This window comes from Curtobacterium sp. VKM Ac-2861 (assembly GCF_013204965.1).
Lineage (GTDB): Bacteria > Actinomycetota > Actinomycetes > Actinomycetales > Microbacteriaceae > Curtobacterium.
This window is the reverse complement of sequence record NZ_JABMLA010000006.1, coordinates 1-16,009: the sequence shown is the minus strand read 5'-3', so window position 1 is coordinate 16,009 and position 16,009 is coordinate 1. Positions and strand designations below refer to the sequence as shown.

The 16,009-nt window shown below is 69.8% G+C and carries 14 protein-coding genes; 7 read left to right on the top strand and 7 right to left on the bottom strand.

Translation table 11 applies throughout. The features are described 5' to 3' along the window. Entirely contained in the window at positions 1-276 is a 276-nt protein-coding gene (locus tag HQQ88_RS15105; protein ID WP_123294504.1) for a hypothetical protein, read from the bottom strand. A gap of 99 nt (positions 277-375) precedes the next feature. Between HQQ88_RS15105 and HQQ88_RS15100 the strand changes: the two genes are divergently transcribed. The 3 genes from HQQ88_RS15100 to HQQ88_RS15090 all read left to right on the top strand — a co-directional run bounded on the left by HQQ88_RS15100 (position 376) and on the right by HQQ88_RS15090 (position 3,061). Further along, entirely contained in the window at positions 376-1,089 is a 714-nt protein-coding gene (locus tag HQQ88_RS15100; RefSeq protein WP_123294503.1) for a DUF4232 domain-containing protein, read from the top strand. 137 nt (positions 1,090-1,226) lie between these two features. Further along, positions 1,227-1,646 carry a GNAT family N-acetyltransferase gene (locus HQQ88_RS15095; protein ID WP_173170035.1) on the top strand — a complete coding sequence of 140 codons (420 nt, stop codon included), beginning with the start codon at positions 1,227-1,229 and terminating at the stop codon, positions 1,644-1,646. 212 nt (positions 1,647-1,858) lie between these two features. Then, the gene (locus tag HQQ88_RS15090) at positions 1,859-3,061 is read left to right on the top strand and encodes a hypothetical protein (RefSeq protein ID WP_173170033.1); all 1,203 of its coding nucleotides are present in this window, start codon (positions 1,859-1,861) and stop codon (positions 3,059-3,061) included. Positions 3,062-3,069: 8 nt separating this feature from the next. Here HQQ88_RS15090 and HQQ88_RS15085 read toward each other — a convergent pair whose 3' ends face one another. The 3 genes from HQQ88_RS15085 to HQQ88_RS15075 are packed head-to-tail and all read right to left on the bottom strand — an operon-like array spanning position 3,070 to position 7,460. Continuing rightward, entirely contained in the window at positions 3,070-4,008 is a 939-nt protein-coding gene (locus HQQ88_RS15085; RefSeq protein WP_173170031.1) for a serine hydrolase, read from the bottom strand. Next, on the bottom strand, positions 4,008-5,972 hold the full coding sequence (locus HQQ88_RS15080; RefSeq protein ID WP_173170029.1) for a M13-type metalloendopeptidase: 1,965 nt from the start codon (positions 5,970-5,972) through the stop codon (positions 4,008-4,010). Before HQQ88_RS15080 ends, HQQ88_RS15085 begins: the two co-directional genes overlap by 1 nt. Positions 5,973-6,011: 39 nt before the next feature. Then, positions 6,012-7,460, bottom strand: a complete 1,449-nt coding sequence (locus HQQ88_RS15075) for a hypothetical protein (protein ID WP_173170027.1) — start codon at positions 7,458-7,460, stop codon at positions 6,012-6,014. A 98-nt stretch (positions 7,461-7,558) separates the two neighbouring features. Between HQQ88_RS15075 and HQQ88_RS15070 the strand changes: the two genes are divergently transcribed. Then, entirely contained in the window at positions 7,559-8,896 is a 1,338-nt protein-coding gene (locus tag HQQ88_RS15070) for a solute carrier family 23 protein (protein ID WP_173170025.1), read from the top strand. A gap of 163 nt (positions 8,897-9,059) precedes the next feature. Here the strand turns inward: HQQ88_RS15070 and HQQ88_RS15065 are convergent, their stop codons facing one another. Both HQQ88_RS15065 and HQQ88_RS15060 read right to left on the bottom strand, forming a co-directional pair. Continuing rightward, complete coding sequence (locus HQQ88_RS15065) at positions 9,060-10,241, bottom strand: ATP-binding protein (RefSeq protein WP_173170023.1); 1,182 nt, start codon at positions 10,239-10,241, stop codon at positions 9,060-9,062. A gap of 110 nt (positions 10,242-10,351) precedes the next feature. Then, positions 10,352-10,573: a hypothetical protein gene (locus tag HQQ88_RS15060; RefSeq protein WP_173170021.1), complete on the bottom strand. Its 222-nt coding sequence runs from the start codon at positions 10,571-10,573 to the stop codon at positions 10,352-10,354. A 175-nt stretch (positions 10,574-10,748) separates the two neighbouring features. Here HQQ88_RS15060 and HQQ88_RS15055 point away from each other — a divergent pair, with 175 nt between their 5' ends. Together HQQ88_RS15055 and HQQ88_RS15050 are read left to right on the top strand one after the other, a co-directional pair. Continuing rightward, positions 10,749-12,059: an MATE family efflux transporter gene (locus HQQ88_RS15055; protein WP_173170019.1), complete on the top strand. Its 1,311-nt coding sequence runs from the start codon at positions 10,749-10,751 to the stop codon at positions 12,057-12,059. An 80-nt stretch (positions 12,060-12,139) separates the two neighbouring features. Next, a complete protein-coding gene (locus HQQ88_RS15050; protein ID WP_173170017.1) occupies positions 12,140-13,312 on the top strand; it encodes a hypothetical protein in 1,173 nt (390 codons plus the stop codon). 198 nt (positions 13,313-13,510) lie between these two features. Here the strand turns inward: HQQ88_RS15050 and HQQ88_RS15045 are convergent, their stop codons facing one another. After that, positions 13,511-14,824, bottom strand: a complete 1,314-nt coding sequence (locus HQQ88_RS15045) for a hypothetical protein (protein ID WP_148058391.1) — start codon at positions 14,822-14,824, stop codon at positions 13,511-13,513. 223 nt (positions 14,825-15,047) lie between these two features. On the opposite strand from HQQ88_RS15045, the gene HQQ88_RS15040 reads away from it, so the two are divergent. Then, positions 15,048-15,572, top strand: a complete 525-nt coding sequence (locus HQQ88_RS15040) for a DUF6578 domain-containing protein (RefSeq protein WP_131878667.1) — start codon at positions 15,048-15,050, stop codon at positions 15,570-15,572. Positions 15,573-16,009 lie beyond the last annotated feature (437 nt).

The following is a 16,009-nucleotide window of genomic DNA, read 5'->3' as shown; positions in this document are numbered from 1 at the left end:
TCAGGCCTGGTCCTTGTCGACGTAGTGACCGGTCTCGCCGTCCTGCGTCGGTTCGGCCTCGCCGGGGATGTCCGACTCGACGTACTCGCCGTCGGGTCCGCTCGACTCCGGGCGGGCCTCGCCCGGGATGTCGCTCGCGACGAACTCGCCGACGGGTTCCGTCGTCGTGACGCGCTCCTCGCCGGGGATGTCGCTGTCCGTGAAGGCACCTGCGCGGGTCTCGACCCCGTCCGCGCGGCCCTCGTCGCCACGTGCCTGTTCGTGCTTGCCCGTCATGTCCGACCTCCGCTGCTCGGGTTCCTTGCTCCGGAGTGTGCTCGCGGTCCCTGGATGCCGACCGAACCGCGATCTCCCGGTGGTGGTTGCCTGTGCACCATGCAACGCAGCAGTCGATCGAAGTTCCTGCTCGCCGTCACCGGGCTCGTCGCAGTCGGGGCGTTGGCGGGTTGTGCCTCCGGCGGGGAACCCTCCGCCACCGAGACGGTGACCGCACCCGCGCCGTCGCCGTCCGCGTCGTCGTCCTCGTCGGCGTCGTCGTCGTCCGCGACCCCGTCGTCCGGCTCGTCGGCGTCAGCCGGCACCGGTTCCGGGTCTTCCGGGTCCGGGTCGTCGGGGTCCGGGTCGTCGGGGTCCGGGTCGGCCGCTGGCGGTCGCTGTGCCGCGTCCTCGCTCGCCGCCAGCATCGAGCCGGGCAGCGGCGGTGCGGCCGGCAGCGTCATCGTGCACCTCGCCCTGCAGAACACCGGGTCGACCACCTGCACCCTGCAGGGCTGGCCGGGCGTCTCGTTCGTCGGCGGCGGCAACGGCACCCAGATCGGTGCTGCGGCGACGCAGGAGAAGAGCTCACCGCACCCGACCGTGACCCTGGCCGCCGGGCAGACCGCCGTGGCACCGCTCAAGATCGTCCAGGCCGGGAACTACTCGAAGGCCGACTGCTCGCCGAAGACCCCGGACGGCTTCCGCGTGTACCCGCCCGGATCCAAGCAGTCGCTGTTCGTGAAGGACGCCGACTACCAGGCGTGCTCGTCCGCCGATGCGTCGCTGCTGTCCGTGCAGGCGCTCGTGCCGGAGGGGCAGGCGACGTCGTAGCGGGTGGGTGACGGCTGGCTCGTCGGGCAGCCGGATCACCGTGATGCCCACGGAGGGCACCTCCGGCAGTTCACCGCACGCCCGGCGGCGGTGTCGACCTCGGCCTGGCCGCCTCGGGCCTCGTGCACGATGGACCGGTGACCTTCGCCATCAGGGACGAACGACCGGGGACCGACGAACTCCTCACCCTCTACGACGCCGTCGGGTGGACCGTGTACACACAGGACCCCGCCGACCTCGCCAGGGCGATCGCCGGCTCCCACACCGTGCTGACCGCACGCGACGACGACGACCGCATGCTCGGGCTCGTCCGCACGGTGTCCGACGGCGTGACGATCGTCTACGTCCAGGACCTGCTCGTGGTGCCGGAAGCGCACCGGTCCGGCGTCGGCGGCGCGTTGCTCGACGCCGTCCTCGAGCGGTACGCGGGTGTCCGCCAGACGGTCCTGCTCACCGATGCGGAGCCAGGTCAGCGCGCGTTCTACGAGTCACGTGGCTTCGTCGAGGTCCACGACGTCGCCCCGCAGCCGTTGCGGTCGTTCGTGGTCCTCCGCTGAGCACCGATGGGTCTCGCGACCGATATCGCACTGCGACGGCCCGTTCCTAGACTCACGGCATGGGGGCTCGAAGACGAACACGGTCCGCGGCAGCGATCGCGACCACACTCGGGGCCCTGCTGGCACTCGCAGCGTGCACGATGCCACCGCCGCCGCACGGGTCGGAGTCGGCGCTCGCGGACCTGATCGCGGACGTCGATCGGCTGCCCGGCGTGGACTCGACCGAAGGTGAGATCCGCCAGTTCGACGCCAAGGACGACCCGGACCACTGGCTCACGTCGCTCCAGGTCACCGCGGACACCGCCGACCTCGCCGTCGCCGAGCGGGTCCGGCGGACGGCCGAGCGCGGTGTCACCGGCACGACGCTGCAGGTGACACTCGACGTGCCGTCTGCGCGGAAGACCGCTCCGGTCAGCCTCGATCCGATGGACCGCAGGGTCGTCGGCCTGGCCGGTCGGCTGCGCACGCGGACCTTCGTGCGACAGCTGTGGATGACCCCGACCGGTTCGAGGATCGGGCTCGTGCGGAACGTCAGCTTCAGCGATGCAGCGAAACGTGTGCGGACGATCACCGGTCCAGAGCCGACGAACACGAGTACGACGAGGACGACGACCTTGAGCCGCGGCGACGTGTCCGTCGGCGTCACGGCCACGCACCCTGGCCGGGCTCTGCTGCGCATGGTCGACACACTCGCCGACGACCACCACGTGGAGCGCCTCTTCTACTCGCCGGGGACGACGTACGCAGACGCGGCGCGGGCCCCCGACGACGCTTCCGGCCTCCCGGCAGTGGCCGATCGGCCGTCCCTGTCGATCGGCGTGCGTCCGCTCGGCGACGTCGCCGAGACCCTCGCCGCGACGACGGACGAAGCAGCCGATGCACACCGCGCACCGCGGACCGCCTTCGACCTGGGCAGCGGCGCGGTCAGTGGGTGGCTCGGGCTCCCCCTCGACGCACCCAAGCCGCGGGATGTCGGTCCGGACGGCGACGCACCGACGAGTCCCACGCCGACCCCGTGGGTCCCTGCAGACGTCGACGACCGCGCCACCGTGCTCCGCGCGTTCCTCGAGCGGTCAGCAGCGGCCGCCGGGGTCCCGGCGACCGTGACGACGGGCACCGAACAGTGCGCGACGTCCGGGTCGTCCGACACGACCGGCACCCGGGCGACGGCGCTCAGCGTGGTGCCCGTGTTCGACGTGGTCGACGACGCCCAGGAGCCGTTCGACGCCGTGACCGCGCTCTGGACGTCCGAGGGCCTCGGGGTCAGTGACCGCGCGATGGGCCGCGACTCCTGGTCGTCTTCCTCCGGCGCAGACCCGGCCACCGCCAGCATCCGCGGCACCGTCGACGGGTTGAGCCTCACCGCCGAGTGGGCCTGCGTGCCGCCACCCGACGCAACGTCCGAGGGGAACTGAGCGACCGGTCAGCGGCGCGCCGGGGCGTGCACTGCCTCGAGCAGTTCGGTGCCCATGGTCCGCAGTGCCTCGATGACCGCGAGGCGCCGCTGCAACGTGGCGTCGTCGAACGTCACCGTCACGGCGTAGCTGACCGACGACCCCGGGCCGCGGAGGATCCCGGCCTCGGCGCGGACGCCCGTGCTCGAACCCGTGACCGCGACGACCTGCAGCCCGTGGTCGAGCGCACGGTGCGCCAGGGGGTCGAGGCCGAACGAGCCGGCGACCAGGTTCAGATCGCTCGCCAGCGACAGCCAGCCGAGCACCCGGTTCGAGACCGCTTCGTCCACGACCTCGCCGAGCGCCAGTCCGCGCATCACCCACGCGAGCTCACCCGTCGGGGCCACCGAGGCATCCGGGGCGTCGTCCGGACCACGACGGTCGCGCACCCGGTCGATCAGCGCGGTCCGCTCGATGCCGAGCGACTCCGCACGCTCGCGGACGGCGTCGATGCCGACCGTCGACAGCAGTGCGTTCATCGCCCAGGTGTCACCGGTGGCGCCGACCAGGGTCGCCAGGTCGGGCACCTGCATCGTCGGTTCCTGCAGGAACTGCCACAGCCCGGCGCCGGTCGCGGTGTCCCGTGCCATGCGCTGGAGGCGGTCGCCGTGCAGGCGTCCGTCCTCGAGCTGTGCCGCGACCTCGATCAGCAGCAGCACCCTGCCGAGGCTCGCGACGGGCTGCACGACGGTGTCGTCGATCGCGAGCAGGGCCTTGCCGGTCGAGGTGTCGATCACCGAGGCGCTGACGCCGGCGCCGTCGAGGGCGAGGGCACCGAGGGCCTCGGTCGTGGCGCCGAAGCGGTCGTCCGGCCGACCGCTGTGCCGACCGCGGGCCCGACTGCCACCATCCGAGCGGTCCTCCGGCCGCCGACGGCGTGACGACCGAGCCGCGTCCGGCTCCACCATCACCAGATCGCGACGCGCTCGGCGGGGTCGAGGTACATCGCGTCCTTCTCGGTCACGCCGAACGTGTCGTAGTAGCCGTCGATGTTGCGGACGACCTGGTTGCACCGGAACTCGTTCGGCGAGTGCGGGTCGATCGACAGCAGGCGCGCGGCTTCCTCCGGACGGATCGCCATCTGCCACGCCTGCGCCCAGCTCAGGAAGAACCGCTCGGCACCGGTCAGGCCGTCGACGACCGGGGGCTCCTGACCGTCGAGCGACAGCAGGTACGCCTTCCACGCGATCGACAGGCCACCGAGGTCGCCGATGTTCTCGCCGATCGTCAGGGCACCGTTGACGTGGCCGTCCGGCACCTCGGTCGGGACGAGCGCGTCGTACTGGGCGATGAGGGCCTTCGTGCGCTCCTCGAACGCCGTGCGGTCGGCCTCGGTCCACCAGTTCTCGAGCTTGCCGTCGCCGTCGTACTGCGAGCCCTGGTCGTCGAAGCCGTGCCCGATCTCGTGGCCGATGACGGCACCGATCGCACCGTAGTTGGCGGCGGCGTCGCGGTCGGCGTCGAAGAACGGGAACTGCAGGATCGCCGCGGGGAACACGATCTCGTTGAAACCGGGGTTGTAGTACGCGTTGATCGTCTGCGGGGTCATGAACCACTCGTCGCGGTCGATCGGCTTGCCGATCTTGCCGAGCTCGCGGTCGACCTGGAACGACGCGACGGCGCGGACGTTCGCGACGAGGTCGTCGGGCACGACCGGCAGCGCCGAGTAGTCGCGCCACTTGACCGGGTACCCGATCTTCGGCGTGAACTTGTCGAGCTTGTCGAGGGCACGCGCACGGGTCTCGTCGGTCATCCAGTCGAGCGCCGTGATGCTCTGCCGGTACGCCTCGACCAGGTTGGCGACGAGGTCGTCCATCGTGGCCTTCGAGGTCTCGTCGAAGTGCTCCTGCACGTAGATCCGGCCGACGGCCTCGCCCATCGCGCCCTCGACCAGGGAGACGCCGCGCTTCCAGCGCTCGCGCTGCTTCGGCGCCCCGGTGAGGGCGGTGCCGTAGAACGAGAAGTTCGTGGCCGAGAACGCGCTCGTCAGGTACGCGGCCGAGCCACGGATGACCTGCCAGCGCAGCCAGTCCTTCCAGACCTCGAGCGGCTGGTCGCGCAGGAGCTCGGCAAGGCCCGTGATGAACGACGGCTCGCGGACCACGATCGTCTCGAACGCGCCGGCCGGTGCGTCGATGGCCTGCCACCACGTCTGCAGGTCGATGCCCTCGGCGAGCGCCGCGACCTCGGCCCAGGGCAGCTTGTTGTAGGTCTTCTGGCTGTCGCGGGTGGTGACGTTGTCCCAGTGCTTCGACGCCAGGGCCGTCTCGAGCGCGATGACGTGCTCGGTGCGGTCGCCGCCGTCCTCGAACCCGGCGAGCGGGAACATCGCCGCGACGAACTCGCGGTACTTCGTCCGGATGTCGGCGAAGCGCTCTTCGCGGTAGTACGACTCGTCGGGCAGGCCGAGACCGGACTGCTCGAGGAACACGACGTAGGACTCGGGGTCGCCCGGGTCGTTGTCGACGAAGAGCTGCAGGAAGCTCGGCAGCCCCAGGCGCTCGAAGCGTCCGACGGTGGCGATGAGCTCGGGCACGGACTCGATGGCCGTGATCTCGGCGAGCAGCGGCTCGATCGGCGCGGTGGCGAGCTCTTCGAGCCGTGCTTCGTCGGTGAAGGACGAGAAGAGGTCACCGACCTTGCGCTCCTCGGTGCCGGGGGCGGCCTGCTGCGAGCGCTCGATGATCGCGCGGACGGCGAGTTCGGCGGCCTCGGCCAGCACCGTGAACGAGCCATAGCGGGCCTTGTCGTCGGGGATCGGCGTCTCGGCGATCCAGGTGCCGTTCACGTGGCGGTACAGGTCGTCCTGGGGGCGCACCGCGGGGTCGAGTTCGTCAGTGTGGATGCCGGAGGCACGTGCGACGTCGGTCATGCCGTCCACGATAGCCACCGACGCCATGTTCGAGCGGAGTCAGTCGCGGTGGGCTGCGCGACCACGCAACCGGCGGGCCACGACGAGCCCCCCGAGGCCGGACGCCAGGAGTGCAGCGGCGATCCGTACGGGCACGCTGGGGTCGGTTCCCGTGTACGCCAGTTGCTTCGCCGAGACGACGGTGATCCGGCCCGCTGCCGCGTGCTGCGCCGTCGGGTGGGTACCGGTGGACACCTCGGGCCTGGAGCCCGTGCCGTGACCGGGGCCCTGGCCGGGCTCCGGCCGCGGCGTCGGGTGGACCGGGAGCTTCGGCAGCACCAGGCGGAGCGCGCCCTGTTCGACGCCGTCCACCCGCTGTCGCGCGATGACCACGTCGCCCGGCAGCAGCGTGCGCGGGACCGTGAGTTCCCAGCCGCGTCCGATCGACGTCGCGATCGGGTGTCCGTCGGCGCTCTCGATCGCGGTGCCGTCCTCGGCCTCGAGCGCGACGACCCCACCGATCTCGCCGGTGCCCGCGAGCCGGACGGACCCGTCGGCGAGGACGTCGACCGTGCCGGTGAGTGCGAGGGGGATCGTGACCCGTGCTTCGGTCGCGCCGAGCTCGGTCGCGCCGTCGAAGGTCGTCACGGTGACGGAGTAGAAGCGGGCCGTGGCCGGGATGGGCAGCTCGACGGACCACGAGGTGTCCGCCGCGGTCGTCGCCGTCACCGGGCGGCCGTCGGGGTCGAGGACCGGCCCGTCGGCGTCCGCGAACCGCAGCGTCGTCCGGACCGGTGCCCGTCCGGCGATCGACACCCGTTCCGTCTCACGCGAAGCGGTCGCGGTGGACACGATCGCCGCACCCGAGACCGTGTACACGTCGTCGACACCGCCGTTGTGCGTGCCGTCGAAGTACTGCCACGCTTCGATGTGGTGGTCGCCGAAGGCCAGGTCCCGCAGGGTGGAGGACCAGGCACCGTCCGCATCCGCATCGGTCTCACCGACGGTCTCCCCGTCGTCCTTGATCACGATGTGCGCCCTGGGGTGCCCGGAGCCGTCGAGGGTGATCGTGCGGGCGAGGCCGTCGACGGTGGCGAGCATCTCCGGCGGGGTGAGCACGAGGACGTCCACCGGGACGTCGACCTGTCGTCCGGTCACCTGCGAGGTGACGTGCAGCACGCGTGCGCCCGATCGCACCCGGACCGGGGTGTTCCAGGCCCCGTCAGGGCCGGCCTCGGTCCACGTGGTCTCGACGCCGTCGCCCGTGATGCCCACGCTGCCCCCGGCCGGCCCGGTCCCGACGAGTGTGACGACACCCAGTCCGTGGTCGATCGACCGCACGCCGGCGGTGAAGTCGGCCCGCGGTGTCTGCCGCGTCGCGGCGGCACTGGACCCGTTCGCGGCGCTGGCCGAGGTGGCCGCCAGGACGGGCGACAGCGCGACCGCTGCGACGGCGACGGTCGCCAGGGCGCGACGTGCTGGGGAGATGGACGGGGACGACTGCGGCATGGTGCTCCTCCGGTGGTACTCCACACACCATATACAAGTTGTCCACAGGTGGGAACCGCGGGACGTCACGGGCCCACGGCTGCCGGTACGGTCATCGCATGGGACTTCCGTGGAAGCTGCACGGCGACGGCAAGACCGTCTCCGCGACGACGATCGTGGCACCGGACGAGCGACTGACCTGGGGCCGGACGATCGGTCTCGGCGTGCAGCACGTCGTCGCGATGTTCGGCGCCACCTTCCTGGTGCCGCTGCTGACGGGCTTCCCGCCGTCGACGACCCTGCTGTTCAGCGGCATCGGCACGATCCTGTTCCTGCTCATCACCGGCAACCGGCTGCCGAGCTACCTCGGGTCGTCGTTCGCCTTCATCGCACCGATCGGTGCTGCCACCAAGATCGGCGGCATCCCCCTCGCCCTGTCGGGCATCATCGTCGTCGGCGCCCTGCTCGCGATCGTCGGGCTCGTCGTGCACCTGGCCGGCGCCGGGTGGATCGACCGCCTGATGCCGCCGGTGGTGTCCGGCGCGATCGTCGCCCTGATCGGGTTCAACCTGGCACCTGCGGCGAAGAACAACTTCACCGCGGCCCCGGTCGTCGCGGTCATCACCCTCGCCGCGATCATCCTGGTCACCGTCCTGTTCAAGGGGCTGATCGGTCGCCTGTCCATCGTCATCGGCGTGCTCGTCGGCTACGTGGCGGCTCTGATCGGCGGCCAGGTCGACTACTCGAAGGTCGGCGATGCCGCCTGGATCGGCCTGCCGACGTTCACCGCTCCCGCGTTCGACCCATCGCAGCTCGCGATCTACCTGGCGTTCGTGCCGGTCGTGCTGGCGCTCGTCGCCGAGAACGTCGGCCACGTGAAGGGTGTCGGACAGCTCACCGGCCGCGACCTCACGCCCCTCACCGGCCGGGCGCTCTTCGCCGACGGCATCTCCACCGTGCTCGCCGGTGCCGGCGGCGGCTCCGCCACCACCACCTACGGCGAGAACATCGGCGTCATGGCCGCCACCCGCGTCTTCTCCACCGCCGCGTACTGGGTCGCCGCGATCGCCGCCGTCCTGCTCGGCCTCTCCCCGAAGATCGGTGCGGTCATCTCCTCCGTCCCCGCCGGCGTGCTCGGCGGCGCGACCACCGCCCTGTACGGGCTGATCGGTGTCATCGGCATCCGGATCTGGGTCGAGAACCGGGTCGACTTCTCGAAGCCGAAGAACCAGCTGACCGCTGGCATCGCGCTCATCATCGGCATCGCGGACTTCACGTTCGCGTTCGGCCAGGCGAGCTTCGGCGGCATCATCCTCGGCACCATCGCCGCGATCGTCGTCTACCACCTGATGGACCTGATCGGGCGGGCGCGCGGCACCGACGAGGCGACGCCCGTCGCATCCGAAGACGCGCACGCCGCCACCGGCGGTGTCCCCGCCGAACCACGCGCCGACTGACGCGATCGGTCGGCCGGAACGCGCGTCCGGCCTGACGACGTGGGACCACCGGACGGGAGGCCCGTGGCAACGCCGCCACGGGCCTCCCGTCCGTCACGGCGCGGGTCGGAGATCCCGCGTCACGCGCGGAACGGAACGACGCCGCTGGCCGTGCCCTGTCTGCTCACGAGGGCAAGTCAGGCGCCGGATAGGCGTCCCACCCGCCGCTGCCACCGCCGTCGCGTGCTTCGGCAGCAAGCTGGCGGCGGATGTAGGCGCCGAGGTAAGGCAGGGAGAACTGCACGTACCCGTGTCCGGCTGCGTGGACGTACCCACTGTCGATGAGGCGCTTCTTGTAGACCTGCACGTACGCATCGGACACGCCCATGCGCTTGACGATGTCGGCGACTTTCGTGCGGTCGTCGTCCTGTGCCATTGCGTCAAGGAATTTCTGATCGACATCGGAGAGGTCGCCGTAGACACGGCTGATGACTCGAATCTCGACCGCCCTGATGGCTTTGTCGTGGGCGACGCTGGCGTCGGCGAGGGTGATGGTGGGTGCTGTGGAGTTGTTCCGCCACGCGTAGTCGCCAGCGAGCTGCACAAGGTAGGGGTAGCCCTGGGAGAGGGAGACGAGCTTGGTGAGCGCTTCATCTTCTACGCGCCGACCACCGACGCGCGCTGTCTCGGCGAACACTCGCCGCGTCTCCGGTGCGGTCAGGCGCTCGAACTCCACCTCGCGTGAGCGTCGCAAGAAGGTGGTGTGCTCTTCTGCGAGAAGTGCGTCGAGGCTCACCTTCACCCCGGCGAACACGACCATGATCTGCGCACCGTCACGGAGTGCGTGCGAGATCTGCAGAGCGAAACGGCTCAGTTCACGGAGACGGACCTTGCCGGAGGACACCTCGTCGATGGTGATGAGGATGCCCCCGCTCGTTCCGAGCGCAGAAGAAAGGGCGGTGAGGTCGGAGCGCAGCTGCGGCTTCACACTGCGGTGCCGGTTCACGTACTCGATGTCCGCGCTGAACTCCCAGACCCCGAACGAGGTCAGTCGCGCTCGACTCGCCGGGGTCATGTCGTTGATGAGGGTAGGGATGGTTGAGTCCATCACCCGTCCCATGAGCCCCGCACTGGCGTCATCGCTGATGACCAGCCAACCAGCGTCACGGGCATGATCTTCGAGGGTCGTCATGAACGAGGTCTTGCCAGCACCACGCAGTCCAGAGACGAGGACGGAATGGTTCTCGCCGAAGTCGAGCGTGTCGAACACGGCACGGAGATCCGTGAGCTCTTCCCTGTGCCCGCCGAAGATGACAGGCTTCCTGCCGTAGCCCGGTGTGAACGGGGACGGTGCTGTCTCGACCATCGGGGCCTCCGAACCGTATTTATTTTATTCTATTCGCGAACAGCGTCCGACACCAGGACTCTATGACGCGGCAGGCCGCCGGTGCGGATCGGGGTGCAACCCACCCCGCCTCACTCGGCAGGGTCGTTCCACATCGCTCGACGACGTCGTACCGCCGTGAGCGTCGCCTGCCAGCACACGATGTACCCGATGCTGGCGAACGCAAGAACCGCCCACTGCGGGGCACCGAGCCATCCGGCAAGACCCGCCAGGGCGACCACTCCGACCATCGAGCCGACGAGGATCAGCGACTGCAGGTTGCGGAGACGACGTTCGCGTTTGCTCGGCTTCACCCGCTCCACGATAACGACCCATGATCGTGAACGTGGGGATGGCGGACTGGAGGCCCGTGGCGGCGCCGCCACGGGCCTCCCGTCCGCCCTGTCGCCACGTCGACTGCGTGCGTGGACCACGCGCGGTCCGCATCGCCGCCAGAATGGGCCGGTGCCCCGACCGACGCGACCCGCAGTGACCACAGAACGGCGTGCGGTCGACCGCGACATCGTCCGGCTGGCGGTACCGGCGCTCGGCGCGCTCGTGGTCGAGCCGCTCTTCCTGCTCACCGACACCGCACTCGTCGGGCACCTCGGCGCGACACCCCTGGCGGCCGTCGGACTCGCGAGTGCCGTGCTGTCGACCGTGACCGGGCTGCTGGTGTTCCTGGCGTACTCGACGACGCCGGCCGTGGCGCGCGCGCTCGGCGGTGGTGACCGTCGAGGCGCCGTCCGCGCGGGCATCGACGGGATGTGGCTCGCACTCGTGCTGGGCGTGGTCCTCGCGCTCGTCGGGTGGCCGCTCGCCAGGCCGCTCGTCGACCTGTTCGGTGCGTCGCCCGACGTCTCAGCGGCGGCGACCGCGTACCTGACGGTCTCGCTCATCGGGCTGCCCGGGATCCTGGTCGTCACCGCCTCGACCGGGCTGCTGCGCGGGCTGCAGGACACGAAGACCCCGCTCGTCGTCGCGACCGTCGGGTTCGTCGCGAACGGACTGCTCAACGCCCTCCTGATCTACGGGGCGGGTTGGGGCGTCGAGGGCTCCGCCGCCGGCACCGTCATCGTGCAGTGGGCGATGGCGATCGTCTACGTCCGGATCGCGGTGCGCGCCGCGCGATCGTCGGGAGCGCCGCTGCGGCCCGGCGCCTCGGGCGTCGTCCGGGCGCTGCGGTCCGGGGCCTGGCTGTTCCTGCGGACCGCGTCGTTGCGGATCGCGATGCTCGCGACGGTCGGGGCCGCTGCCGGGCTCGGGACCGCGGGACTCGCGACCACGCAGGTCGGGCTGACGGTGTTCTCGACCCTGGCGTTCGCGCTCGATGCCCTGGCCATCGCCGGGCAGGCGCTCGTCGGGCACGGGCTCGGGGCGCGGGACCCGGCCCGGGTCCGGCTGGTGACGCGGCGGCTCGTACTGCTCGGGATCATCGGTGGGGCGCTGCTCGGGGCGCTGACCCTGGCCGTGAGCGGAGTGCTCGGGCCGGTGTTCTCCGACTCGTCCGCCGTGCGGGACGCGCTGCCGCTCGTGCTGGTGCTCATCGCCGTCGGGATGCCCGTCGCCGGGTACGTGTTCGTGCTCGACGGGGTGCTGATCGGCGCCGGGGATGCGCGGTACCTGGCGATCGCGGGAGGCGTGAACCTGGTCGTGTACCTGCCGCTGCTGTGGTGGGCCGGCGGGACGCTCGCCGGGTTGTGGGCGGCGTTCGCCCTCGGGTACATCGGGGTCCGGGCGGTGACGCTCGGGGTGCGCGCGCATCGGCGTGGATGGGTGGAACAGGCGTTGGCGCGGTGAGCGGGTCTGGATCTTCTGGTGGGCCTTCTGGCGGGCCTGCTGCCCCTGTGGCTCCGTCGTCTTCTGTGGCGTCGTCGGCCGTGCTCGCCACGGTCGGGATCGGGGTGCAGGGCGTCGCGAAGCTGCTCGTGACCGTCGTCGTCGGGCGGGTGTTCGGCACCGAGACCCTCGGGCAGACCACGGCGCTGCTGTCCCTGTCGGTGTTCGTCGCGCTGCTCTGGCCGAACGCAGCGGGCAACACCGCCTCTCGGTACCTGGCGATCGCGTTGCGGGATCGGCGGTCGGACGCCGCGGTGAACCAGTTGCTCGGGATGTCGATGCTGGTGTCGACCGTGGTGCTCGCCGCGGTCACCGTGCCGATCGCGGTCGCCTGGGGCAACGGCCCCGGCATGGTGCTCGGTGGTGTCGGGGTCGTCGTCGGCTACGGCCTGTACTGCTACGCCCGCGGAGCGCAGCTCGGCTACGGCCGGGCACCGCGGGTCGCGCTCTGGGACTCGGTGACGAGCGTGCTCGCGCTCGGGATGCTCGTGGTGGCGTGCGTCGCTCGGCTCGAGCCCTTCGTGCTGCTGCCGCTGGCCATCGGGTACACGGTGTTCGCGATCGCGTGCTGGCCCCGGGGGAACGACTTCGGCCCTGCGGCTCGTGAACCCGCTGCCGGGGCGCTCGGGTTCGCGGCGTGGAACGTGCTGGCGGTGGTGACCTCGAACGGGTTGCTGCAGTTGACGATGATCTCGGCGCAGGTGACCTCGTCGGCGCACGAGGCCGGGGTCTACGCGGCGGCGTTCACCCTGGCGACGCCGGCGTCGATGCTCGGGCAGGCGTTGGGGCAGGTGCTCGTACCGGCGTTTGCGCACCGGACGGATGGTGGGTCCTTGCGGTCTCGCGGAGCGCTGATGCTCGTCGTCGGGTTCGCCGCTGCTTCTGCCGTCGTGTTCGGTCTGGTGGCGCTGCTCGCCGGGTGGTTCCTGCCGATCGTCTACCCCGCCGAGGGGGCTGCTGCCGTGGCTGACCTGCGCTACTTGATGGTCGGGGTGTGGGTGTTCACCGTCGGGCTCGTGCCGGCGGCGCTGTTGCTCGCATCGGGGCGGTCACGGCAGGTGGCGTTGGCCTCGGTCGCCGGGTTCGTCGTCGGTGCTGGGCTCATGGCGGTGCTCGGGCCGGTGGCCGGCGTCGCGGGTGGGACGACGGGGTTCTTGGTGGGGAGTGCTGTCAACCTCGTGGCGGTGGTGGGGCTCGGGGTGCGGCGGCGCTGATTCCTCCGCACGTGGTGGGCGTCGGTGGAACGCCTCGTTTGACGCCCCGTCATTCGGAATCGTTTCGGACCACCTATCCGAGAACGCCCCCATCAGGAAGCACGGGGCTCGAGGGGGGAGCTGGACCGCTGCGCACGAAGTCGCGGTAGTCGACCCGCTATCGGTCCACCATTGCCGAGCTTGATCGAACGGCCTGGATCAGCGCGGGGCACGTATCAGTGTCGCGAGGACGGCATTCGCGCCTGTGGGACGCGCGGGGCCATACTGCCGAAGCAGCCACCGCAACATCGCACCGCCGGCGGCACCTGCGGCACCTACCGCTACGGCTGTGGCGAGTTCAGCTTGTGCTGACACGGCAGCTGCGGTTCCGACGCCCACCGCACCATCCACGATGAAGTCGCTTCCGGCATTACGGAACGACGCGCCGAAGCGTGACTGACTAAGCGAGCGTTTCACGTCCTGGATGGCAGGGACGAGCGTCTCCCTCACCCGATCTTGCAGCGTGTCCAGATCGTCGTTCTCGGACGCGCGATGCAGCTCCTGCAGCTTCAGTCGCCACGCTTCAAAGTCGTCTGATGACGCTCGTATCGCCACCGCTTCGGTGAGCGGAGTATCAGCGGTTGGAACCGCGACACGGCTGACTTCTCGAAGCATCGAAGCCGGAAATGCCTTCACTGAGTCGTTGTACCTCGCCCGCAGCAGCCCCAACGAGGCTCCGTTCGCGGGAACGTATTGAGCGGCACCGGCGTGAGCGACCGCGATGGTCTTCGCCAGGTAATACAACGGGGGTGCGAACTGCGTTGGCCGGTCCGCCCGTACCACTGGGAGGTTCATCTCAAGCTTCATGCCACGGATGCTGTCCCATGTGTGCAACTCGCTGTCGTCGGCGCTGTCGAGGAACCGCTGCAGAGTCTCGTTTCGACTGTCGATCCGGACCGCCGTTGCGAGTTGCTGCGTCGTTGCCCGGATCGTCGGCCACTGACTCCTGAGAACGATGATCCCAGCACGGATTGGCTTGTCGAGCACGTAGAGGTTGTTCACGATCGCGGCGAAGCGCTTTGCGGCCGCGGCAGCGTCGGCGCGTATTCGGTCGTAGCGGAACGGGTCGAGCCACATCTCGGGACCAGTAGCGACTGTGTCTGCCTGCCCGTCTGGTCGTCGGTACCGCGTTGCCCACAGCGGAGGAAGCCCACGGCCGTCCGAGAAGAAGTCCGCGAGCGGATCAAGTACCAGCAGTCTCGGGTAGTAAAGCAACGCGTCGCTGAGTTCCTGCCGCAGCAGTTGCTCACTCCAGAATGAACCGAGGAACCCGCCGAGGAACGAGGCGCGCGGCTGATCGTCGCTGGGTGTGCCGTCGAGATCCGGTTGCGCGTTCCAAAACTCGGTCAATGTATCGCGAATTTCGTCCAGCTCGCTCGTACTCAGCCGGTGCAGGGCTCCGTCCCGAACCCGCTGGCCCACGGCGTTATCCAGCGCATCCAGGATCGTTACGGGCGGCATCAGTGCGGGCATCTTGGACCTCCTCAAGCGGTGCCTACCGTAGCGGTCCACACCGACATCACCGATCAAGGCCGCAAAGGAGCGCACGTGCAATCACGGCCGATACCCGCCCCGCCTAATGGTTCAACCTCGTCGTCATCTGACGTGGCCAATGTCGGTTAGCCGATCGGTTAGCGGTCACTTCCGCCGAGATGTCGAGGGCTGGCGCCCTCTCTAGGCGGATAGCCTTCGGGACATGCCGCCCGAACAACGTCCGTCGAAACACGTAGTTTTCCCCGCGACAGCGCACGCTTTGTTCGCCGGTGCCCCTAGCTTCGTTGACCCGGCAGCTGAACGGCGACAACCCTGCGTCGTCCCGTCGGAGAGCATCGTGCCGCCTCTGGGAGACGGGGAGCGCGACGTCTGGCTCATCGAATGGCAGGTCGCGGAGGACGCTTTCGACGTCGCCGTCGGCGAGCAAGTTAGATGGGACGTCGTCGACGCGGACCCGATTCGTCTCGGCCACTTCGGAGGCCGACGCACGGTGACCGAGGAACGCAACACCGATGCTGAGCAGCTTGGTGCCGGGCCAGAGCGCCCAATCGCCGGCATCGTCACTCGAATCGACCAGGTGTCGGTCCGGTACGGGCCGTCCGCGAACGGCTCGGGGCAGGAACCAATCCCAGGCTCTGCGATGCAGCACGCGGCGCGAACGTTGACCCCGCGAATCCCGCACGATGGGACGATCGTCGGCTGGGTCGTCCGCATCCGGCTCGACTGAAGTCGACTGGGGTCGCGCCCGGTAGAGCCCGAGTCAGCCGCCTCGAGTTCTCGTGGTCTGAGGACTCCGGACCTTCCCGTCGCAGGTGCTTCGTGATCACTGAGCCATCCTCAATCGAGACGGGCTCCGACAAAATACACGACCCTCGAACAGGTTACATTTCCCACAACAAATATTACGATGCGGTAACGGGGTACGGGGTTCCAATCTCCTCGTCGGAGGGCGCCGAATAGCTTGCACAGACCGGGAATCACCCGGAGCGCTCACCAGCCGCACATTGCTGGTTCTCCACCCTGCACCAGGGTGTGTTCGGCGCGCACACAGCAGCCGCGCCGAGCGCGACACCTCAGCAAAGGAAACGATCACCATGCGCAAGAGCCTGAAGACCTCCATCACCCTCGCCACGACCGGCGCCCTCGTGCTCGGCGGTGCCGCGT

Coding starts and splice junctions, on each gene's coding strand:
- HQQ88_RS15105 (WP_123294504.1), bottom strand. CDS start 276: ATGACGGGCAAGCACGAACAGGCACGTGGCGACGAGGGCCGCGCGGAC.
- HQQ88_RS15100 (WP_123294503.1), top strand. CDS start 376: ATGCAACGCAGCAGTCGATCGAAGTTCCTGCTCGCCGTCACCGGGCTC.
- HQQ88_RS15085 (WP_173170031.1), bottom strand. CDS start 4,008: ATGGTGGAGCCGGACGCGGCTCGGTCGTCACGCCGTCGGCGGCCGGAG.
- HQQ88_RS15080 (WP_173170029.1), bottom strand. CDS start 5,972: ATGACCGACGTCGCACGTGCCTCCGGCATCCACACTGACGAACTCGAC.
- HQQ88_RS15075 (WP_173170027.1), bottom strand. CDS start 7,460: ATGCCGCAGTCGTCCCCGTCCATCTCCCCAGCACGTCGCGCCCTGGCG.
- HQQ88_RS15070 (WP_173170025.1), top strand. CDS start 7,559: ATGGGACTTCCGTGGAAGCTGCACGGCGACGGCAAGACCGTCTCCGCG.
- HQQ88_RS15065 (WP_173170023.1), bottom strand. CDS start 10,241: ATGGTCGAGACAGCACCGTCCCCGTTCACACCGGGCTACGGCAGGAAG.
- HQQ88_RS15045 (WP_148058391.1), bottom strand. CDS start 14,824: ATGCCCGCACTGATGCCGCCCGTAACGATCCTGGATGCGCTGGATAAC.
- HQQ88_RS15040 (WP_131878667.1), top strand. CDS start 15,048: ATGCCGCCCGAACAACGTCCGTCGAAACACGTAGTTTTCCCCGCGACA.